The organism is Curtobacterium sp. PhB146 (assembly GCF_004342995.1).
Taxonomy (GTDB): Bacteria; Actinomycetota; Actinomycetes; order Actinomycetales; family Microbacteriaceae; genus Curtobacterium.
In genome coordinates this window covers 229,946-250,459 of record NZ_SMBN01000001.1, presented here as the reverse complement: position 1 = coordinate 250,459, position 20,514 = coordinate 229,946, and the positions used below count along the sequence as shown (strand labels likewise).

The 20,514-nt window shown below is 70.3% G+C and carries 17 protein-coding genes; 10 read left to right on the top strand and 7 right to left on the bottom strand.

Annotation, left to right across the window (positions count from 1 at the left end):
- Positions 1–2 precede the first annotated feature (2 nt).
- Genes EDF33_RS01165 through guaA form a run of 4 tightly spaced genes read left to right on the top strand, consistent with a single transcriptional unit; the run spans position 3 to position 4,273 of the window.
- Entirely contained in the window at positions 3–1,454 is a 1,452-nt protein-coding gene (locus tag EDF33_RS01165; RefSeq protein WP_132099123.1) for a cation:proton antiporter, read from the top strand.
- 5 nt (positions 1,455–1,459) lie between these two features.
- Positions 1,460–2,239, top strand: coding sequence for an SURF1 family cytochrome oxidase biogenesis protein (locus EDF33_RS01160; protein ID WP_123671443.1), 780 nt, complete (start codon positions 1,460–1,462; stop codon positions 2,237–2,239).
- Positions 2,240–2,249: 10 nt separating this feature from the next.
- Positions 2,250–2,696, top strand: coding sequence for a DUF3817 domain-containing protein (locus tag EDF33_RS01155; protein ID WP_132099122.1), 447 nt, complete (start codon positions 2,250–2,252; stop codon positions 2,694–2,696).
- Positions 2,693–4,273 carry a glutamine-hydrolyzing GMP synthase gene (gene guaA, locus EDF33_RS01150; RefSeq protein ID WP_111083415.1) on the top strand — a complete coding sequence of 527 codons (1,581 nt, stop codon included), beginning with the start codon at positions 2,693–2,695 and terminating at the stop codon, positions 4,271–4,273. Before EDF33_RS01155 ends, guaA begins: the two co-directional genes overlap by 4 nt.
- Before the next feature lie 304 nt (positions 4,274–4,577).
- Here guaA and EDF33_RS01145 read toward each other — a convergent pair whose 3' ends face one another.
- Positions 4,578–5,450 carry a Bax inhibitor-1/YccA family protein gene (locus tag EDF33_RS01145; RefSeq protein ID WP_111083414.1) on the bottom strand — a complete coding sequence of 291 codons (873 nt, stop codon included), beginning with the start codon at positions 5,448–5,450 and terminating at the stop codon, positions 4,578–4,580.
- Positions 5,451–5,486: 36 nt separating this feature from the next.
- Positions 5,487–6,494: a DUF817 domain-containing protein gene (locus EDF33_RS01140; protein ID WP_132099121.1), complete on the bottom strand. Its 1,008-nt coding sequence runs from the start codon at positions 6,492–6,494 to the stop codon at positions 5,487–5,489.
- Between the two features lie 106 nt (positions 6,495–6,600).
- On the opposite strand from EDF33_RS01140, the gene EDF33_RS01135 reads away from it, so the two are divergent.
- From EDF33_RS01135 to EDF33_RS01110, 6 genes are all read left to right on the top strand, one after another.
- Entirely contained in the window at positions 6,601–7,611 is a 1,011-nt protein-coding gene (locus tag EDF33_RS01135) for a glycerophosphodiester phosphodiesterase family protein (RefSeq protein ID WP_132099120.1), read from the top strand.
- Between the two features lie 12 nt (positions 7,612–7,623).
- Entirely contained in the window at positions 7,624–10,068 is a 2,445-nt protein-coding gene (locus EDF33_RS01130) for a UvrD-helicase domain-containing protein (RefSeq protein ID WP_132099119.1), read from the top strand.
- Positions 10,069–10,218: 150 nt separating this feature from the next.
- Entirely contained in the window at positions 10,219–11,640 is a 1,422-nt protein-coding gene (locus tag EDF33_RS01125; protein WP_131877616.1) for a pyridoxal-dependent decarboxylase, read from the top strand.
- Complete coding sequence (locus EDF33_RS01120; RefSeq protein ID WP_131877614.1) at positions 11,637–13,013, top strand: SidA/IucD/PvdA family monooxygenase; 1,377 nt, start codon at positions 11,637–11,639, stop codon at positions 13,011–13,013. Before EDF33_RS01125 ends, EDF33_RS01120 begins: the two co-directional genes overlap by 4 nt.
- Positions 13,010–15,430, top strand: coding sequence for a GNAT family N-acetyltransferase (locus EDF33_RS01115; protein ID WP_243692323.1), 2,421 nt, complete (start codon positions 13,010–13,012; stop codon positions 15,428–15,430). The genes EDF33_RS01120 and EDF33_RS01115 overlap by 4 nt, the downstream gene beginning before the upstream one ends.
- Before the next feature lie 331 nt (positions 15,431–15,761).
- Positions 15,762–16,142, top strand: a complete 381-nt coding sequence (locus EDF33_RS01110; protein WP_132099118.1) for a hypothetical protein — start codon at positions 15,762–15,764, stop codon at positions 16,140–16,142.
- 16 nt (positions 16,143–16,158) lie between these two features.
- Here EDF33_RS01110 and EDF33_RS01105 read toward each other — a convergent pair whose 3' ends face one another.
- Genes EDF33_RS01105 through EDF33_RS01085 form a run of 5 tightly spaced genes read right to left on the bottom strand, consistent with a single transcriptional unit; the run spans position 16,159 to position 20,509 of the window.
- Positions 16,159–16,794 (bottom strand): pyridoxal 5'-phosphate synthase, encoded by a 636-nt coding sequence (locus EDF33_RS01105; protein ID WP_132099117.1) that lies wholly within the window; start codon positions 16,792–16,794, stop codon positions 16,159–16,161.
- Positions 16,795–16,812: 18 nt separating this feature from the next.
- Positions 16,813–17,463: an NUDIX hydrolase gene (locus EDF33_RS01100; RefSeq protein ID WP_132099116.1), complete on the bottom strand. Its 651-nt coding sequence runs from the start codon at positions 17,461–17,463 to the stop codon at positions 16,813–16,815.
- Positions 17,460–19,052, bottom strand: coding sequence for a nicotinate phosphoribosyltransferase (locus EDF33_RS01095; protein ID WP_132099115.1), 1,593 nt, complete (start codon positions 19,050–19,052; stop codon positions 17,460–17,462). The genes EDF33_RS01100 and EDF33_RS01095 overlap by 4 nt, the downstream gene beginning before the upstream one ends.
- Positions 19,049–19,900 (bottom strand): phosphoribosyltransferase family protein, encoded by an 852-nt coding sequence (locus EDF33_RS01090; RefSeq protein ID WP_132099114.1) that lies wholly within the window; start codon positions 19,898–19,900, stop codon positions 19,049–19,051. The genes EDF33_RS01095 and EDF33_RS01090 overlap by 4 nt, the downstream gene beginning before the upstream one ends.
- Before the next feature lie 24 nt (positions 19,901–19,924).
- Positions 19,925–20,509, bottom strand: a complete 585-nt coding sequence (locus EDF33_RS01085) for a hypothetical protein (RefSeq protein WP_165918688.1) — start codon at positions 20,507–20,509, stop codon at positions 19,925–19,927.
- Positions 20,510–20,514 lie beyond the last annotated feature (5 nt).

Here is a 20,514-nt window from a genome sequence, read left to right as displayed (position 1 = left end):
GCATGCACCTGGGCGGTGAACTGCTCACCATCGGTGTGCTGTTCGTCATCGCCTACGTGCTCGGGCGGCTCGGCAAGACCATCGGTCTGCCGGCGATCCCGATCTACATGATCGTCGGGCTCATCGCGAGCCCGCACACGCCGTGGATCGGCCTGAACGTCGAGTCGCACACGATCGAGCTCATCGCGACGTTCGGGCTCATCCTGCTGCTGTTCAACCTCGGGTTGGAGTTCGACCAAGAGGAGTTCTACGGCAACGCCGGCAAGCTCCTGGTGTCGGGCGGCACCTACGTCGTCATCAACATGGGCGTCGGGTTCGCGTTCGGGTTCTCGCTCGGCTGGGGCACCCGGGAAGCCCTGATCATCGCCGGCATGACGGCCACCTCGTCGAGCGCGATCGTCACGAAGCTCCTCATCGAGCTGCGACGACTCGCGAACGACGAGACCCCGATGATCCTGGGCGTCACGGTCATCGAGGACGTCTTCATCGCCGTCTACCTGGCGATCGTCTCCGTCGTGCTGTCCGGCGACACCAACGCCTGGGCCGTCGTCGGCAAGCTCGCGCTCGCGTTCGGCTTCCTCATCGTGATGTTCACGCTCGCCCGGTTCGCCGGCAAGTGGGTGTCGAAGATCTTCGCGACGCGTGACGACGAACTCTTCACGGTGCTGTTCTTCGGGCTGGCCGTGATGTTCGGTGGCATCGGCGACCTGCTCGGCGTGACCGACGCCATCGGCGCGTTCGTCATCGGGCTGCTCTGCGGCGCCACCCGGTACCGCGACCGCATCGAACAGCTCGCCCTGCCGATGCGTGACGTCTTCGCCGCGTTCTTCTTCGTGAACTTCGGCCTCGGCCTCGACCTGTCGACCTTCGGCGAGGTGCTCTGGCCGGTCCTCGGTGCGATCGGCATGACGGTCGTGCTCAACGCGGTCGCCGGGCAGATCGTCGCGCGCATGAACGGCTTCAACGTCCAACAGGGGATCAACACCGCCGTCATCCTGGTGAACCGTGGCGAGTTCGCGCTGATCCTCGCGACGCTCTCGGCTGCCGCCGGACTGGAGGCCCGGATCACCGCGTTCGCGGGCCTCTACGTCCTCGTCATGGCGATCCTCGGGCCGCTGCTCGCGGTGAACTCGGAGCGGATCGGCCGCCTCGTGGTGCGTCCCGCCCGCCTCGCCCGCCTGCGCGGACGACTCGGTGGCCGCCGAGCGGTCGCCGCGGCTGCCGCCGCCGAGGCAGCAGAGGCCGAGGAGGCCGAGGCAGCGTCCGCCGCCGCGGTCCGCCGTGCCGAGCGGGACCGCCAGTTCGCGGAGGAGTTCGCGCTCGTGGAGGCCGCTGGCAGGGACGAGCAGGAGAATGGGTCACCGGAGGCGACCGACGAACCCGTCACGTCGCCCGTCGAGATCCCCACCGAGCGCCCTGAGCGTCCGGTCCGACAGCGCGATCCGGAGTACTGATACAGATGTGGGCCGTTGCCCGACGACCGAGGTGGATCGCGCTGCTGTTGCTGGCGCTCGTGCTCGCGGCGGTGTTCGCCGGGCTGGGCAAGTGGCAGCTCGAGCGGAGCATCGCCAACGGCAAGCCGCTGCCGGCGACCACCGAGACCCGCAAGACGCTCGAGGCGGTCACCGCCCCGGAAGAGCCCGCGAGCGAGACCATCGCCGGCCAGAAGGTCACCGTCACCGGCACGTTCGTCGCCGGCGACACCACGATCCTGACCGGCCGCACCGGGGGTGGGACGTACCAGACCGTCGGGCACTTGGTGGACTCGGATGGTGGGGCGAGCCTCCCGGTCGTCATCGGGTGGTCCGACCAACGGTCGGCCGCCGTCGCCGGTGGTGACCGCCTGACGGACGGGCAGACGCTCACGGTGCAGGGCCGGTACTACCCCGCCGAGTCGCCCGACCAGGACACCTACAAGCAGGCGGAGTACTCCGCCGTGGCACCCGCGCGCTTCGTGAACACCTGGAAGGCGTTCGACGACCGGATGTACCTCGGGTACGTCGTCGCCGACGGTGCCACCGCGCAGGCCGCCGACCTCGGCACCATCGCCGACCGGGCGCCGTCGCGCGAGGTCCAGTTCGACTGGCTGAACCTGTTCTACGCGATCGAGTGGGTCGTCTTCGCCGGCTTCGCGGTGTTCCTCTGGTACCGGTTCGTGAAGGACGCCTGGGAGCGCGAGGAAGAGGAGCGGCGTGAGGCTGCCCTCAGCGTCGACGGGGCCCTCGCGGACCGACGGTAGGCTGGTCGTCATGGCCTTGACCGTCCGAACCCGCGACATCCCGAAGATCCCGGGTGCGGTGAAGTGGTACCGCGTCTCCGCGTACATCACCGGTGTGCTGCTGCTGGCCCTCGTGATCGAGGTCATCATCAAGTACACGCCGCTCCAGCTCGAGATGCAGCTCGGCAACGGCCCGTTCTTCGTGCCGAACGGCACGGCCGGTGAAGCACCCGGCACGTTCAACCTGTCGATCGCGATCCTCATCGCGCACGGCTGGCTGTACGTCCTCTACCTCTTCACGGACTTCCGTCTGTGGAGCATCATGCGCTGGAAGCCCCCCCGCTTCCTGCTCATCGCCCTCGGTGGCATCATCCCGTTCATGTCCTTCGTGGTCGAACACCGCATGCAGCAGAAGGCCATGGACACCTACCACGAGCTGATCGCTGCCCAGCAGCGTGAGAAGGAGGCCGCTCGGTGAGCGAGACCGAACAGCGTCCCGTCCTCGTCGTCGACTTCGGGGCCCAGTACGCGCAGCTCATCGCGCGTCGGGTCCGTGAAGCGAACGTCTACAGCGAGATCGTCCCGCACTCCATCACGGCGGAGGAGATCCGCGCGAAGGACCCCGCAGCCATCGTGCTGTCCGGTGGGCCGTCGTCCGTGTACGAAGAAGGTGCACCGTCCCTCGACGGCGACATCCTCGACCTCGGCGTCCCCGTGCTCGGCATCTGCTACGGCTTCCAGGCCATGGCGACCGCCCTCGGTGGCGAGGTCGCGAACACCGGCCTGCGTGAGTACGGCGCGACGTCCGTCGACGTCAGCGGCACCGACAGCGTCCTGCTCGGCGGGCAGCCCGGGTCCCAGGTCACGTGGATGTCGCACGGCGACTCCGTGGCGAAGGCCCCCGAGGGGTTCGAGGTCCTCGCGTCGAGCGCGTCGACCCCCGTCGCCGCCTTCGCGTCCGACGAGCGCAAGCTCTACGGCGTGCAGTGGCACCCCGAGGTGAAGCACTCCGAGCACGGCCAGGCCGTCCTCGAGAACTTCCTGCACCGCGCCGCCGGTCTGCCCGGCGACTGGAACTCGAGCAACGTCATCGACGAGCAGGTCGCCCGGATCCAAGCCCAGGTCGGGTCGAACCGCGTGATCGCCGGCCTGTCCGGCGGGGTCGACTCCGCCGTCGCCGCAGCCATCGTGCACAAGGCCGTCGGTGACCAGCTCACCTGCGTCTTCGTCGACCACGGGCTCCTCCGTGCCGACGAGCGCAAGCAGGTGGAAGAGGACTACGTCGCCTCCACGGGTGTCCGGCTCATCACGATCGACGCCGAGCAGCAGTTCCTCGACGCCCTCGCCGGTGTGAGCGACCCCGAGCAGAAGCGCAAGATCATCGGGCGCGAGTTCATCCGCACGTTCGAGGCCGCTGCCGAGGCGCTCGTGCTCGAGGCGCGTGGGGACGGTGACGACGGCGAGGTCAAGTTCCTCGTGCAGGGCACCCTCTACCCCGACGTCGTCGAGTCCGGCGGCGGAGCGGGTACCGCGAACATCAAGTCGCACCACAACGTGGGCGGCCTGCCCGAGGACATGACCTTCGAGCTCGTCGAGCCGCTCCGTGCGCTCTTCAAGGACGAGGTCCGTGCCGTCGGTCGCGAGCTCGGCCTTCCCGAGGTCATCGTCGGCCGCCAGCCGTTCCCCGGACCGGGGCTCGGCATCCGCATCGTGGGTTCGGTCGACAAGCAGCGGCTCGAGCTGCTCCGCGCCGCCGACAAGATCGCGCGCGAGGAACTCTCCGCAGCGGGTCTCGACGGGGAGATCTGGCAGTGCCCGGTCGTCCTGCTCGCCGACGTCCGCTCCGTGGGTGTCCAGGGTGACGGCCGCACGTACGGGCACCCGATCGTGCTCCGTCCGGTCTCGTCCGAGGACGCCATGACCGCGGACTGGACGCGCCTGCCGTACGACGTGCTCGCGAAGATCTCGAACCGCATCACGAACGAGGTGCCCGACGTCAACCGGGTCGTGCTCGACGTCACGTCGAAGCCGCCGGGGACGATCGAGTGGGAGTGACGCTCCCCTGAACGACCGGAGGCCCGGCACGCCCTGCGTGCCGGGCCTCCGCGCGTGCGGGGGCGGCGCTGCCGGGGGAATGGGTGCTGCTGGGGGTGGTCGAGTGGCGACAACACCCCGCGGGCCCGGGGCCGAGCGGTCACGAACTGTCGATTGGCCCCGGCCCGGGCGACACTTCGTGACCACTCGCCGGGCGACCGGCGGGGTGTTGCGACCACTGGCGCTGCCGCCGCTCCCGCCCACAGCACCCCGGGAACGACGAAGGGCCCCGGCAGCGCCGGGGCCCTTCGTGTACGCGGTGGTACTAGTTGCGCGCGCTGCTCGCGACGATGGCGAGGATGCGCAGGATCTCGAGGTACAGCCAGACGAGCGTCACGATGAGGCCGAACGCCGCGGTCCACGCGTAGATCTTCGGGGCGCCACGCTGGACACCGGTCTTGATCTGGTCGAAGTCGAGGATCAGCGAGTACGCCGCCATGACCACGACGAAGATGCCGATGAGGACGCCGAGCGGGATACCGAACAACGTCACACCCATGAGGCCGAAGGCGCTCTGGGTCACACCGGTCCACATCAGGACGAGGTTCACGAGCGAGAACGCCATGTACCCGACGATCGCGATGAGGAAGAAGCGGGTGGCCTTCGGGGTCGCACGGACCTTGCCCGACAGGAACAGGAGCAGCGTGACCGCGAACACCCCGAGGGTGCCGAACACGGCCTGGGCGACGATGCCGCCAGTCTGCGTGAAGTTGTACTCGAAGAAGTTCGAGATCCCGCCGACGAAGAGCCCCTCGAAGAACGCGTATGTCAGGATCAGACCCGGCGACGGCTTCTTCTTGAAGGTGTTCACGAGCGCCAGGACGAACCCGACGATCGCGCCGACGATCCACACGATCGGGGGCAGGTTCCAACCGGCCACCGCACCGACGAGCAGCACGCCGAAGGCGAGCAGCGTCTTGACGATGGTGTCCTCGTACGACATGCGGTCGGTGTCGACCGTCGATGCCGCCGGGCGGTCGTACATGTACTGCAGCTGCTCGGGGGTCATCCCGCCCTGTGCCTGCTGCGGGGTCTGTCCCCAGCCGGCCTGCTGCTGACCAGCGCCGCGCCCGCCCCAGGTGTTGGGTCCCTGGGCGTTGAAGGCGGGGGACTGGTCGAAACCGGGCTTGAAGGCCATGGTGTCCTCTTCCTAGGAGATATGAGTCCTCTCAGCCTAGGTGCGCTCGGTCGCGGAAGGCTGAGGATTCGCGGCGAGCGGACGCGGGCGCGGAGGCCCTGACGACGGCAGCCTATGGGCACCCGCTGCGCGCGCGCCTCGAAGTCGTCGAGAGTCCGCCGTCCAACGCGCCGAGCCGGACGGCAGCGCCGAGCCCGACGGCACCGCCGGGTAGAGCCAGGTGACGAGCGCGACCGAGATCGTCATGAGCAGGAACCACGCCACGATCTTCGTCGGGGCCACCGGGTGCCAGACGGCGAGCTGCGCGGGGTAGCTCCACGCTCCGGCCCAGGTCGCAACGTTCTCGGCGAACCAGATGAACACGGCGACGAGTCCCATGGCGACGAGCACCGGCATGCGCATCGTCGCTCGGTGGATCCGGACGTGCATGGTCGTGCGGGCGAAGAGCAGCACGACGAGTGCGAGCAGGACCCAGCGGGCGTCGGGCAGGAAGTGGTGCCCGAAGAAGTTCAGGTACACGCCGGCAGCGACGACGGCGAGCAGCCACTGCCGCGGGTACCGGTCGAACCGCAGGTCGAACAGGCGGTGCACACGGACCATGTACGACCCGACCGCGCCGTACATGAACCCGGAGAACAGCGGGACCCCGGCGACCACGAACAGCCCGCCGGGTTCGTACGACCACGAGCCCATGTGCGTCTTGAAGACCTCCATGGCGGTGCCGACGACGTGGAAGAGCAGGACGACCCGGAGTTCCCGCACGGTCTCGAGCCCGAACACGAGCATGCCGAGCTGCAGCAGCACCGCCACGACGGTCAGCGCGTCGTTCCGGAACGCCGCCGGCACGGTCAGTGAGGCCACGGCCATCGAACCGAGCAGCAGCGCCCCGAACGCGCACGCCCACGCCTGCTTCGCACCGAACACCAGGAACTCGGTGACGAACAACCGGACGGGCCGGTGCGGCTGGTGCCCGGCGTCGAGCAGTCGGCGGGCGGCACGGTCGATCCGGGCCTCGACGGCGGTGGAGAGCGATCGGACGGTCATGCAGCGATGGTCAGCGCCGATGCTGAGATGCACGGGCTCCGGCCGGGCGCGTGTGTCCCGCGACACAGGGCGGCCCGCCGTCACCCTGGCCCAGTAGGGTCGCGCCATGACCCTCGTGATCGCCCACCGCGGTGCGTCCGGCTACCGCCCCGAGCACTCGCGGAGCGCGTACGAACTCGCCATCGAGCTCGGTGCCGACGCGATCGAGCCGGACCTGGTGCCCACGAAGGACGGCGTGCTCGTGCTCCGCCACGAGAACGAGGTGTCCGGCACCACCGACGTCGCGGACCACCCGGAGTTCCGGCACCTGCGTACGACGAAGACCGTCGACGGCCAGAGCCTGACCGGCTGGTTCACCGAGGACTTCACCTGGGCCGAGCTGCAGACGCTCCGCACCCGGGAACGTCTTCCCGCGCTGCGGCCCGGGTCGGCCGAGCACGACGGCGAGGAGCCGATCCTGCGCCTCGAGGACCTGCTCGCGATCCTCGACGCCGCGCCTCGTCCGGTCGGGCTCGTCGCCGAGGTCAAGCACGCGGCCTTCTTCGACCGCGCGGGCTTCCCGATGGACGAACTCGTCGACCGCGCGCTCGGGGACGCCGGGTGGCGCCGTGACGAGCGGCTCACGGTCGAGAGCTTCGAGAAGGGCGTGCTCCGCGACCTGCGCGAGCGGCACACGGGTGGCCGGCTGGTGTACCTCCAGGAGGCCCGTGGCAGCGCCGCCGACGAGGTCGCGTCCCACGGATCGCTCGCCCCCACCTACGCTGCGGAGCGTTCCGAGGACGCGCTCGCGTCGTTCGCGACCGAGTTCCACGGCATCAGCGTCGACCTCGGCACGCTGATGGCCGGGGTGGACAGCGTCGCGCTCGAGGACCCGACGCCGGTCCGGAGCGCGGTCGTCGACCGGGCGCACGCCGTGGGCCTCGCGGTGTACACGTGGACGCTCCGACCGGAGAACCGGTTCCTGCCCGGGCCGCTGCGCCGCGGTGGGGACGTCGCGGCCTTCGGTGACTGGGAGCGCTGGTACACCTCGGTGATCCGGACCGGCCTCGACGGGGTGTTCGCGGACCACACCGACCTGGCGGTCCTCGCCCGGTCGGCTGTCGGGGGTCCCGCTTAGACTGTCCCGAACATGACGATCGTGCTCGACCCCTTCGAATCGACGCCCGAGCCGGGCGCCGGTGCCCGTGCGTACGAAGACCCGTTCACCGCGGGTCTGAACCCCCAGCAGAAGGAAGCCGTCGAGTACCGCGGCGAGTCCCTGCTGATCGTGGCCGGTGCCGGATCCGGCAAGACGAGCGTCCTCACGCGTCGCATCGCGCTGCTGCTCGCCAACCGTGAAGCCTGGCCGTCGCAGATCCTCGCGATCACCTTCACGAACAAGGCCGCGGCCGAGATGCGTGAGCGCGTCCGGGCCCTGGTGGGTGGCGAGTCCGACGGCATGTGGATCTCGACGTTCCACTCGGCGTGCGTGCGCATCCTCCGGCGCGAGGCGGAGCGGTTCGGGTTCGCGCAGTCGTTCACGATCTACGACTCCGCCGACTCCAAGGCCCTGCTGAAGCGGATCATCAAGGACCTCGAGGCGGACACGCTCGGGCTCACGGTGGGCGCCGCGGCGTCGAAGATCTCGAAGCTCAAGAACGAGCTGCAGGACATCGACTCGTACGCGCGCAACATCAACGTGAACGACCCGCAGGAAGTCATGTTCACCGAGGTCTTCCGTCGGTACACGAACGACCTGCGCCGGGCGAACGCGTTCGACTTCGACGACCTCATCGGTCAGACCGTCTTCCTGTTCCGGGCGTTCCCCGAGGTCGCTGCGCTCTACCAGCGGCGCTTCCGCTTCATCCTGGTCGACGAGTACCAGGACACCAACCACGCGCAGTACTCCCTGATCCGCGAGCTCACGCGTCCGGTGCCGGTCGAGCAGGTCGACAAGCTCGAGGACTCCGGCCAGCACGTCGCCCGCATGCGCGAGCGCGACGGGTCGATCGCCGGAGCGTCCCTGACCGTCGTGGGCGACTCGGACCAGTCGATCTACGCGTTCCGCGGGGCCGACATCCGCAACATCGTCGAGTTCGAGCGCGACTTCCCGAACTCGAAGGTGATCCTGCTCGAGCAGAACTACCGCTCGACGCAGACCATCCTCGACGCCGCGAACGCCGTCATCGCGAACAACTTCGACCGTCAGGCGAAGAACCTGTTCACCGACGTCGGCGCGGGCGAGAAGATCGTCGGCTTCACCGGGTACACCGGCCACGACGAGGCCCAGTTCGTCGCCGACGAGATCCAGCGCCTGCGCGAGGACGGCATGGACTACCGCGACATGGCGGTGTTCTACCGGACGAACTCGCAGACCCGTGCGCTCGAGGAGATCTTCATCCGTGCCGCGATCCCGTACCGGGTGCTCGGCGGCACGAAGTTCTACGAGCGCGCCGAGATCAAGGACGCCATGGCGTACCTGATCACCGTGGCGAACCCCGCCGACCCGATGGCGCTCCGTCGTGTGCTCAACGTGCCGAAGCGCGGCATCGGCTCCGTCACCGAGACGACCCTGCAGCGCTACGCCGACGAGCACGAGACCACGATGCGTGATTCCCTGCGGCACGCGGGTGAGCTCGGCTTCGGGCCGAAGGTGCGGAACGCCATCACCGAGTTCGCGGCGCTGCTGGACTCCGTGTCCGAGAAGGCCCCGACGCAGCCGGTCGTCGACACCCTGACCCAGCTGCTCGACGGCTCCCACCTGCTCGAGAACCTGCGGAAGTCGCCCGACGCGCAGGACGCCGCCCGGGCCGACAACATCGACGAGCTCGTGGCGGTGACGCGCGAGTTCCAGAAGAACAACCCCGAGGGCACGCTGACGGACTTCCTGACCGAGGTCTCGTTGGTCGCAGCGGCGGACGAGCTCGACGACTCGTCCGGCACGGTGTCGCTCATGACCCTGCACACGGCCAAGGGACTGGAGTACGAGGCCGTGTTCCTGACCGGCGTCGAGGAAGACCTGCTGCCGCACCGGATGTCCGCGAACGAACCGGGTGGTCCGTCGGAGGAACGCCGGCTGTTCTACGTCGGCATCACCCGCGCGAAGAAGGTCCTGTTCCTGTCGCTGGCGATGACCCGCGCCCAGTTCGGTGACGTCAACGTCGCCATGCCGTCGCGCTTCCTGCAGGAGATCCCCGAGGGGCTCATCGAGTGGAAGCAGTCGCCGGGCATGGCGAACAGCCGTGGTGGCACGCAGCCCCGCGCGCTCAACGCGAAGCGCGAGGGCGGCATCGGCGGCGGCGGTGGCGGTGGTTACCGCGGCGGTGGCGGCTGGGGCGGTGGCTCGTACGACCGCGCGGCCGCTGCGTCGAAGACCCGCCCGAAGACCGAGTGGGCGAACCGGGTGTCCGGCCAGGTCCGCGACAACGGCGACATGGAACTCGTCGCCGGCGACCGGATCAAGCACGTCGACTTCGGCGAGGGCACCGTGTCGGCGGTGACCGGCCAGGGCGCGAAGCGCATCGCCGAGATCGCGTTCGACTCCGCGGGCCGCAAGAAGCTGCTCATCAAGATCGCGCCGATCGAGAAGCTCTAGCCGGAGCTAGCTGAACGTCCGTACACCCCGCCGGTTCCCCGGCGGGGTGCGTTCGTCGTGGGCACGAGGACGTCTCGCCACGCCCGAGACCTGGGAGTCCACCCCTGTTCGGGTGACACCGAAAAGCAGGTGAGGTTAGCCTTACCTAACGTGACACCCATCGAACTGCTGACCACTGCCAACGCCGAGCGCTACCGGTCGACCGTCGGGTCGACGGTGGACCAGCTCGCCGACCGACTCGCCACCGTCGACCGCCCGACGACCGCGACCGCCCCGGACGCGCTGCACGACCGCGTGCGCGCGGTCGACCTGGACGCCGCTCCCGTCGGGACGGCACAGGCGCTCGCCGAACTCGACGACCTGTTCGTCCGCGAGGCCGTGTGGTTCCACGACCCCGGCTACCTCGCGCACCTGAACTGCCCGGTCGCACTGCCCGCGGTCGCCGCCGAGTCCGTCCTCGCCGCGGTGAACCCGTCGGTCGACACCTGGGACCAGTCCCGCATCGGCACGGACATCGAACGCCACGTGGTCGACTGGCTGGCCCGTCGTGCCGGGTTCGCTGCCGGCGACGGGGTGTTCACCTCGGGCGGATCGCAGTCCAACCTGCAGGCGCTGCTGCTGGCGCGCGAAGCCGTCGGCGTGGCCGGAACCGTGTTCACGACGGCGGAGACCCACTTCAGCATCGCGAAGTCGGCACGACTCCTCGGTCTCGAGGCCGTGGTCGACGTCGCCACGGACCACGCCGGTCGGATGCGACCGGCAGCCCTCGCGGAGGCGATCGCCGCGACCCGGGCAGCGGGCGGGACGCCGATCGCGGTCGTCGCGACCGCCGGCACCACCGACCGCGGGGTCATCGACCCGATCGAGCCGATCGCCGACGTCTGTGATCTGGAGGACGTCTGGCTGCACGTCGACGCCGCGTACGGCTGCGGGCTGCTCGTCTCCCCGACGCGTCGGCACCTGCTCGCCGGCATCGAGCGGGCGCGCAGCGTGACGACCGATCTGCACAAGTCCTTCTTCCAGCCGGTGTCCTCGAGCGCGCTGCTCGTCCGTGACCCGGCCGACCTGCGCCGGACGGCCTGGTACGCCGACTACCTCAACCCCGAGGACGCCGCCGAGCCGAACCAGGTCGACAAGTCGCTGCAGACCACCCGCCGCTTCGACGCCCTGAAGCTCTGGGCGACGCTGCGCGCGACCGGGGCCGACGCGATCGGCACCGCGTTCGACGCCGTCATCGACCTCGCTGCCGCCACCCACCGGATCGTCGAGGAGCACCCCGACCTGGTGCTCGTCGCCCCGACGCAGCTCAGTACCGTGCTCTTCCGCTGGCAGCCGGCCGGCGTGACCGACGAGCAGGCCGACGCGCTCGTCGCCCCGATCCGTGCGGCGCTGCTCGCCGAGGGCCGGGTCCTCATCGCGAAGACCGTGATCGACGGCCGACCCTGCAACAAGCTGACGCTGCTCAACCCCGAGACCACCCCGGCGCAGATGCGCGCCTCGCTCGACCACGTCGCCGCGACGGCGGAGCGCGTCCGAGCCGTCACCACCACCACGGAAGGAGCGATCCGATGAGCCACGATGAGCAGCCCGTCCACGACCTGATCGGCATCGGCATCGGCCCGTTCAACCTCGGCCTCGCCTGCCTCACCGACCCGCTCGACGACCTCGACGCGGTGTTCCTCGACGCCGCCGACGGCTTCGCCTGGCACCACGGCATGATGCTCGACGACGCCACGATCCAGGTGCCCTTCATGGCGGACCTGGTGACGATGGCCGACCCGACCTCGCCGTTCTCGTTCCTCGCGTGGCTCAAGGAGACCGGCCGCCTGTACCCGTTCTACATCCGCGAGGACTTCCACCCCCTGCGCAGCGAGTACGACGCCTACTGCCGCTGGGCCGCCGACCGGCTCGACACGCTCCGGTGGGGCCGGTCCGTCACGGCGGTCGAGCACGACCCGGCGACGGACGTGTTCACGGTGCACGCCGAGACCGATCAGGGTCCCGAGACGTACCGCGCACGCCACGTCGTGGTCGGCATCGGGACGGAGCCGTCGGTCCCCGCCCCGCTGCGCGGGATCGCCGGACCGGTCATCCACTCCGCCGAGTTCCTGCCGAACCGTGACGCGCTCCGCGGTGCCGCCTCGATCGCGGTGGTCGGCAGCGGGCAGTCCGCTGCCGAGGTCTACCGCGAGCTGCTCGAGGACCTGCGCCAGGACGGCTACCGACTCGACTGGATCACCCGGTCGCCGCGGTTCTTCCCGATGGAGGACACGAAGCTCACGCTCGAGATGACGAGTCCGGAGTACACGGACCACTTCCACGGCCTGCCCGAGGATGCTCGCGACCGCCTCGGGCGCGAGCAGCGCGGGCTGTACAAGGGCATCAGTGCGGACCTGGTCGACGAGCTCTACGACCAGCTGTACCGGATCAGCGCTCGAGGCCCGATCCCGACGACCCTGCGCACCGAGACCAGTGTCGTCGACGCCGAGTGGCTCGCCGACCGGGGGACGTACCGGCTGACGCTCCGCCACGAGCAGCTCGACCAGACGTACGAGCACGAGGTCGAGCGGCTCGTCCTGGCGACCGGCTACACGCCGCGCACGCCACGGTTCCTCGACCCCGTCGAGCACCTCGTCGCCCGTGACTCCCGTGGTCGCCTGGCCGTCGCGCGCGATCACCACGTCGACACCCTCGGCGGACGCATCTGGGTGCAGAACGCCGAGGAGCACTCGCACGGCCTGACCGCGCCCGACCTCGGCATGGGTGCGTGGCGGAACGCATCGATCATCCGGTCCGTCACGGGTCGCCCCGTGTACGGCCTGGAGGCCCGGATCGCCTTCCAGGAGTTCGGCCTGCCCGCCACGGACCAGTCCACCGCCGCTCCCGCCGGTGCGCACCGCGCGCCGGCCCGGCAGGCGACCGAGCGCACGGAGGTGCCCGCATGAGCGCGCACGTGACGGGCGCCGATCTGACGGGCACGGATCTGACGGGCACAGATGTGACGCGCACTGCACTGGCCGGTGCGCCCGAGGCGACGGTGTCTGCCGGAGCTGCTCCGGGCCTCCTGGCCGTCGAACCCGTGGACCCGGAACGCGACGCCGCCGTCGTCCAGTCGTGGCTCGCCCACCCGGCGTCGTCGTGGTGGGAGATGGGCGACCTCGACGTGGACGGCGTCCGGGACTACCTGACCGGCGTGCAGGCGGACCCGGCGCAGGCTGCGTGGCTCGGCCGACGCGACGGTGAGCCGTGCTTCCTGGTCGAGACCTACGACCCCGCCGCCGTCCTGCTCACCGACGTGTGGGCGGCCGAACCCGGCGACGTCGGGATGCACCTGCTCGTCGCGCCGGCGCCCGCTGACCGTCGTGTGCACGGACTGACGAGCGCCGTGATGCGCGCCGTCGTCGAGCACTGCCGCGACGTCCTCGGCGCGCGGCGGGTCGTCGTCGAGCCGGACGTGCGGAACACCGCGGTGCAGGCGAAGAACGCCGAGGTGGGCTTCCGCGCGCTGCGCCAGGTCGACGTCGACGGCAAGCGGGCACTGCTGTCGGTGCTCGACACCGACCGGATCGGCGTGCCCGACGACGACGGACCGGCCGCGCACCTGCGACCCGAGCACCTGGAACCCGCTGAACGCCACCTGGTGGCGAAGGCCATCGCCGAGTTCACCCACGAGCGGCTGATCGAACCCGTGCCGGACGGGGAGGGGTGGCGGCTCGACGCGGGGGACTCGACCTACCGGTTCCGGGCACGGCAGCACGTGCTCGAACACTGGTCGATCGACGAAGCCTCGCTGACGCGCACTCGCGCTGGGACGCCGGCGTCGCTCAGTGCGCAGGAGTTCGTGCTCGAACTGCACGAGGTGCTCGGGATCCCCGACGAGCTGCTCGGCACGTACCTGGAGGAGATCGCGTCGACCCTGGCGAGCGCGGCTGCGAAGCACCGGCGGGGCGGCCCGTCCGCCGCGCAGCTCGCGCGTGGGCGGGCGGGCGGTTCCGTCGAGGCTGCCGTCGCCTCGTTCCAGGACGTCGAGGCGGCGATGACCGAGGGTCACCCAGCCTTCGTCGCCGCGAACGGGCGGATCGGGTTCGGGCTCGACGAGTACCGGGCCTTCGCGCCGGAGGTCGGCGGCCGGTTCCGCTACCGATGGCTCGCCGCCCGACGCCAGCACACGCACCTGGCGCTCGCCGCGGACCGGACCGAGCGCGACCACTGGTCGGCCGAGCTCGACCCGCAGACCATCGCTGGGTTCCGGGCCGTGCTCGTGTCCCGCGGCCTCGACCCCGACGACTACGTGTGGATCCCGGTGCACCCCTGGCAGTGGCAGCACCGGATCGCCGTGACGTTCGCACCCGACCTGGGCCGGCAGGACCTCGTCGACCTCGGCGAGGGGCCGGACGAGTACCAGCCCCAGCAGTCGATCCGCACCGCGTTCGACCGCTCGGACCCGACGCGCTCGTACGTCAAGACGGCGCTCGCCGTGCAGAACATGGGGTTCCTGCGGGGGATGTCACCCGCGTACATGCGGAACACTCCGGCGGTGAACGACTGGGTCGAGTCGATCGTCACCGCCGACCCGACGCTGACTGCCGCCGGCTTCTCGGTGCTCCGTGAGCATGCCGCCATCGGCTACACCGGCGACGCGTACCACCGGGTCGACGTGTCGTCGCCGCAGCGCAAGATGCTCGCGGCCCTGTGGCGGGAGAGCCCGCTGCCACGGGTGACGGACGGCGAGCGGCTGCTGACGATGGCGGCGCTGCTGCACCGGGACGCCTCGGGGAACGCCGTCGTCTCAGCGCTGATCGAGGCGTCGGGGCTGCCTGCCGACGAGTGGGTCCGGCGCTGGCTCGACGCCTACCTGTTGCCCGTCGTGCACTGCCTGACCGTGCACGACCTGGTGTTCATGCCACACGGCGAGAACCTCGTGCTCGTCGTCCGCGACGGTGCCGTGGTCCGTGCCGTCATGAAGGACATCGGGGAGGAAGCCGCGGTGCTCGGGCGGCACGACGATCGCCCCGTGCCCGCCGACATCGACCGGATCGTGCACCCGGTGTCCGACGACGAAGCCGCGCTCGCGGTGTTCACCGACGTGTTCGACGGGGTGCTGCGGTTCGTCGCGGCGATCCTCGACGACGACGGAGTGCTGCCGGAAGGCCGGTTCTGGGAGGTCGTGGGGGAGTGCATCGACGCGCACGCCGCCGCGCACCCGGACCGCCGCCGTCCGTTGGACCTGCGGGTGCCGACGTTCGAGCACTCCTGCCTGAACCGGCTGCAGCTGCGGAACACCCTGTCGATGGTCGACCTGGCGGACCAGTCGTCGTCGCTCATCCGGGCGGGGGCGATGGCGAACCCGATCGGACGGTAGGGGCTGCGCGGCGGACGGCGGACGGCGGACCTACTCGGTGCGAGGTTGACCACTCCGTGCAGCGCAAGAAGCGCGCACGGAGTGGTCAACCTCGCACCAGCCGGAGCGGCGCCGGTGCGGGGTGCGGGGTGCTGGACGGGTGCAGACGGGCGGGGGCGGCGCGACGGGTGAGGTCACGGTCGACATCGGGCACGTTGTCGACGCGGATCAGACCTGGCGCCGTGCATTCCGGCTAGTCAGGCGCATCCGAGGCGCCGGACTGTTGCTCGGCGGGGCGGTCCTTGTCGGGGGAGTCGTCGTCGCGGACCAGCCGAGAGACCGCGGTACCGCAGTGGTCCTGGTCGGCACGGTGCTGGTTGCCGCGGGGCTCATCGCCCTCGGGTACCTGGTCACGCGACGCCGGCTACGGCTGGCCCGGGCCGCGCGGTCGACGGCCGTCGATGCTGGTGTCGCTCGTGTCCTGACGCAGGCACGGGCTGCTGGCGTTCCCGAACTCGACCCGGCCAGCGTTCGGCGCGCGCTGGTCGAGAGCGACAACGGACCGGGGCCGTGGTACGACCCGAAGCTCGGTCCGCACACGTGGCCGGTGTGGCGCTTGATGGCCGCGGACCCCACGGCGAGGGTGTTCGTGGTGGGCAGGAAGTCCGACGACGCGCGGTCGCTGACGATCACCGTCGAGTCCGCGAAGCCGTCGTGGTGGCAGCGGGACTGACCGGGAGCGGACTCGACTACGGCTGCAGGCGGGTGGCCGACCAGGCGCCGTCGGCGAGCACGTACTGCAGGCGGCGGTGCATCCGGTCGCGGCTGCCGTGCCAGAACTCCACCACGTCGGGCTCGAGCCGCCACGCGACCCACCCAGCCGGCCGTGGCACGGCGTCGTCGGACTCGTCGAGCAGCACGTTGGCGTCGTCGATCAAGTCCTGCAGCGTCCGCGGTTCGAGCACGGCGGACTGGTCCGCGATGGCGGTGGCGGCGCGGGACTTCGGCGACCGGTCGGCGAACAGCGCGTCGGATTCATCGTCGGACAGCTGCACCGCCCGGCCCTCGAACCGGAGCTGTTGCATGGTCTCGCGCCAGTAGACCTGCAGCGCCGCGTGCGGGTTGTCGGCGAGCTGACGACCCTTCGGACTCAGCGTCGAGGTGCCGAACACGAGCCCGCGGTCGTCGAGTCGCTTCACGTCGACCGTGCGGGCGGACACCCGGCCGTCCGCACCGGCCGTGGCGAGGGTCATCGACTTCGGCTCGGAGACGTCGCGTTCGTCCGCGGCATCCAGCCACTGCTGCGCGAGGTCGAGCGGCGACGCCGGGGGTGCGTCGAACTCGGGCAGGTGCAGAGAGTCGTCACCGGACAGGGAAGAGGACATGGGTCCACCCAACCGTGCTCAGTCCTGCCACGTCCAGGCTGCCGGGGGACGCCCGCCCCGGGGTCCCGCACTCGCTGGGAGGTCGACCCGGGCAAGCGCAGTGTTCGTACGGAGCGTCCGGTTGAGGTTGCCCGGGTCTGGTGTGGTCCCTGTCAGGGCGATCCGCAGCCGAGCGGCGTCCGCCGTGGTGAACGGATCGCCGAGCAGCGCTCGCGTGAACGGCAGGTCAGACCAGAGGAGGACCCGTGCGCGCTCGAGCGCCGAGTCGACGATGCGGTCGTGGTCGAACGGCAGCCCGAGCGGCAGCCTGCCGACGTCGTGCCACGTCGCGTCGGCGTGCGCTTCCGGGTCGATGACCGCGAGGAACGCGATGCTGATCGCGGCGCTCCGTGGATCGCGGTCGGGTCCGTCGAACGCGCCGACCTGCGCGAGGTGGCGTACCGCCGTCGAGCCGACGCCGGTCTTGGTCCGCAGGGCGCGCCGCGCACCGTCGGCGAGGATCTCGGTGCCGTCGAGGAGCACGCCGGGGAGCGCTTCCTGTCCGGCGTACGGTGCGTACGCCCGACGCGCGGTGGCGACCCGTAGACCGTCCGTCGTCACGAAGGACACCGGGACGACGTCGATCGCGATGAGCGGTTGGTCGCGGATCGCCGCTGCGGCGTCGGTCACGCGGTGGCCCCCCGGCGGGTGGCACGAGCCGAACGCTCGTCGCGGAGCGTCTGGCGGACGTCGGCGAAGGACTGGAGGCGCGTGAAGCGGCCGTCGGCCCACACCGGCTGGAGCAGGCTGGTCGCCTCGTCGTCGGCCGTGGCCTGGTCCGTCTGCCGGATCTCGCCGGTCTCGTCGCGGTGCAGGGCGATGCGGCCCTTCGCGCTCTTCTTGCCGCTGCCGGTCTTCGGGTCCTTCTGGATGTCGACGGGCTCGCCGTCGACGAGTGCCCACGTGGCCTTGACCGCGCTGCCGAGGTTGTCGCGGGTCATGTACTGGTACGTGTACGACCCGATGCCGAGCACGATGTTGTCGCTCGAGTACCCCTTGGCGGCCAGGCGCTCGTAGATGCGACGGGCACGGTCGAGCGTGATGCTGTCGCCGTAGATGACGCCGATGTGCTGGTCGAGGACCTTGAAGCCCTGCTCGTTCACGGTGTGCCCGAAGATCTCGTCGAGCAGTTCGACGACGCCCTTCTGCTCGTGGCTGCGGTCGGCGGCGAACAGTTCCGCCTCGTCGACACCGTGCACGGTGCCGGTGACGATGTCGACCGGGTCGCCCGAGTCGGGTCGGATGACGAGCTTGCCGTCACGACCGGTGATGCGGTCCTTGAGCTGCGGCAGGGTCTCGGTGATGACCTTGAACAGGTCGAAGCCGTCGCTGACCGCCGACACGATGCCCGTCGGGTACACGTCGAGGATCTGCTCGAAGGTCGCCAGCTCGCCGTCGGCGCCGCGGACGCACATCACGCTGTGCTCGGTGGCGGGCACGCTCGCGGCCACCCAACCGTTGTCGCCCGGGTAGTAGCGGTCGATGAAGTCGAGCGACGGCATCGAGTCGGTGCCGAGGAACGACAGGAGGTGGCCCGCGCCGCCCGCTGCGGCCGACTCGATGCTCGACTGCCCACGGAACGAGAAGTCGTGCGCGGCGAAGTCGATGCCGGCCGGGACCGCGCCGGTGCGGGCGGCCCAGTCCTCCATCAGGTCGCGGTACTCGAGCGCCTTCGTTGCGACCGTCGACGGGTGCCAGATCGACGCCGACAGGGCGGTCTCGATGTAGTTGGGCAGCCAGTAGAACTCGTCGATCGTGTTCTCGACGGTCAGGGTCGCGACGCCGATCGGTGCGAGGGTGCCCTCGGGCAGTGCACGGATCTCGAGGGGCAGGGAGCCGAGGCGGTGCAGGGCCCGGACGTGGTCGGTGCCGATGTGGTTCGGGCCGAAGTAGCTCTGCAGCGCTTCGTCGAAGAGCCGGACGACCTCGTCTTCGTCCGCCGCGAAGAACGGTGCCCAGGCCTCGACGAGCGAGCGCTGGATGAACGCCTGCAGCCCGAAGACCACGGCGTGCGTCGACTCGGGCATGTGCGCGTTCGACCGGTTCGTCCAGTTGATCAGGATGCGGGTGGTGCCGGCCGGGTAGACCTGCCGGTGCGAGTGCTTGTAACCGTCGACGGCCAGTAGCGGCGCGATCGGGCTCGCCGTGGTGATGCGCGGCTCGATCCCGGTGGTCGTTCCGGCGTTCGCGGTGGTCGTGGTGCTTGTGGTCTGCGTCATCGGATCTGCTCCGTCAGGTAGGGGGTGAGTGCGATCGTGCGCAGGCCGTCGATGGCGTTCTGCGCCGGGTACGAGTCGGTGGTGACGATCTCGCCGAAGTGGTCGGCGAGCTGTGCTGCCCGGCCGGAGAAGACGCCGTGCGAGACCCAGAGGCCGAGGCGTTCCTTGGGTAGGCCCGTCGAGCCCGCGAGCCCCATGAACGTGCCGCCGCCGTCGCAGATGTCGTCGACCACCAGGAACCGGCCGGTCTCGGGCAGGGGTTCGCAGGTGAAGCCGTCGAGCTTGCCAGTGTCGGGGTTGCGGTGCTTCTCGGCCCGGTAGAGCGGCAGCCCGCACGCCTCGGCGACCGCGGTTGCACGGGGGACCGCGCCCTTGTCCGGAGCGATGATGCCGGTGTACTGGGCGCCGCCGTCGTGCTCGGGTGCGCCGACCACGGCGTCACGGACGACCTGCTCGCTCGTGACGACGGTCAGGTTGTCGACCAGGCCGACGATGACCGGCGAGTGCGGGTCGAACGCGATGACCTGGTCGAGGTGGAAGCCGTTGAGGACGTCCGCGTAGACCTTCGCGCCGAACGGCAAGCCGCGGTCCTGCCGGGCTCCGGGCAGGTAGGGGACGAGCGCGACGGACCTCGATCCGCGCTGCCGCACGGCGTCCGCCCACATGCCGAGCATGATCAGGTCGTCGCCGCTCGTGCCGCGCAGGGTCGCGATCTCGATGAGTCCCCCCGGCTCGGCGGTGTCGTTCGCGACCTTGACGTGGGCTTCACCGGCGGGGAACCGCATGGTGGAGAACGTCGGTGTCATCTGGTTGCCCTGGGCGTCCCAGGTGCTGAGTTCGACTGCCATGGCTCGACCGTACTACGGTATTTGTCAGAAGGACAAGAACGCGGCCTCGATCGCTGCCTGCGCTCCAGCCCGCCACGGCCGCGGCAGCCCTGAGGGACGTTCCACCACGAAGATCGCCGGGTGCGGGCGGTCGCCGAGGGCGTGTCTGATCGCCGCAGCCGTCGCCCGGGGGTCTCGGGCCAGCACCACGGGGAGCGACCACCGACCCGAACGGAGCATGAGCAACCGCCCGGGCGAGACGGTGTCGGCGGTGATCGCGGCCCAGAGGCCGGCGGCCGTCCCGAGCGGCGTCGGCGTCACGGACCGGAGCGTGGCGAGCACCGGCGGCCGAGGAGGTGGGAGGAACTCCGTACCGGCGCGGGACGGGCCCGCCGGGTCGATGACGAACCGTACCGAGCCCGTGGCCTCGCGCTGGCGGAGTGTGTCGCTGGAGATGCACTGGGTCCCAGCACCGGTCGGACGGTCGGTCGGATCGCTGTAGGCCCACTGCACCGCGGCACCGCGGTCGGCCTGCTCCCGTTCCGGTCGGCCACGCGAGTCGACGACCACGTGCAGTTCTACCGGGACGCCGACCCGCTGGACCACGACCGCCGGGTGTCCACGGTGCATCGGGC

Bases quoted from the DNA above. Each gene is read 5' to 3' on its own strand.
- EDF33_RS01085 (WP_165918688.1), bottom strand. From the start codon at position 20,509: ATGCACCGTGGACACCCGGCGGTCGTGGTCCAGCGGGTCGGCGTCCCG.
- EDF33_RS01095 (WP_132099115.1), bottom strand. From the start codon at position 19,052: ATGACGCAGACCACAAGCACCACGACCACCGCGAACGCCGGAACGACC.
- EDF33_RS01105 (WP_132099117.1), bottom strand. From the start codon at position 16,794: ATGTCCTCTTCCCTGTCCGGTGACGACTCTCTGCACCTGCCCGAGTTC.
- EDF33_RS01140 (WP_132099121.1), bottom strand. From the start codon at position 6,494: ATGACCGTCCGATCGCTCTCCACCGCCGTCGAGGCCCGGATCGACCGT.
- EDF33_RS01165 (WP_132099123.1), top strand. From the start codon at position 3: ATGCACCTGGGCGGTGAACTGCTCACCATCGGTGTGCTGTTCGTCATC.
- EDF33_RS01155 (WP_132099122.1), top strand. From the start codon at position 2,250: ATGGCCTTGACCGTCCGAACCCGCGACATCCCGAAGATCCCGGGTGCG.
- EDF33_RS01160 (WP_123671443.1), top strand. From the start codon at position 1,460: ATGTGGGCCGTTGCCCGACGACCGAGGTGGATCGCGCTGCTGTTGCTG.
- EDF33_RS01130 (WP_132099119.1), top strand. From the start codon at position 7,624: ATGACGATCGTGCTCGACCCCTTCGAATCGACGCCCGAGCCGGGCGCC.
- EDF33_RS01120 (WP_131877614.1), top strand. From the start codon at position 11,637: ATGAGCCACGATGAGCAGCCCGTCCACGACCTGATCGGCATCGGCATC.
- EDF33_RS01145 (WP_111083414.1), bottom strand. From the start codon at position 5,450: ATGGCCTTCAAGCCCGGTTTCGACCAGTCCCCCGCCTTCAACGCCCAG.
- EDF33_RS01115 (WP_243692323.1), top strand. From the start codon at position 13,010: ATGAGCGCGCACGTGACGGGCGCCGATCTGACGGGCACGGATCTGACG.
- EDF33_RS01090 (WP_132099114.1), bottom strand. From the start codon at position 19,900: ATGGCAGTCGAACTCAGCACCTGGGACGCCCAGGGCAACCAGATGACA.
- EDF33_RS01135 (WP_132099120.1), top strand. From the start codon at position 6,601: ATGACCCTCGTGATCGCCCACCGCGGTGCGTCCGGCTACCGCCCCGAG.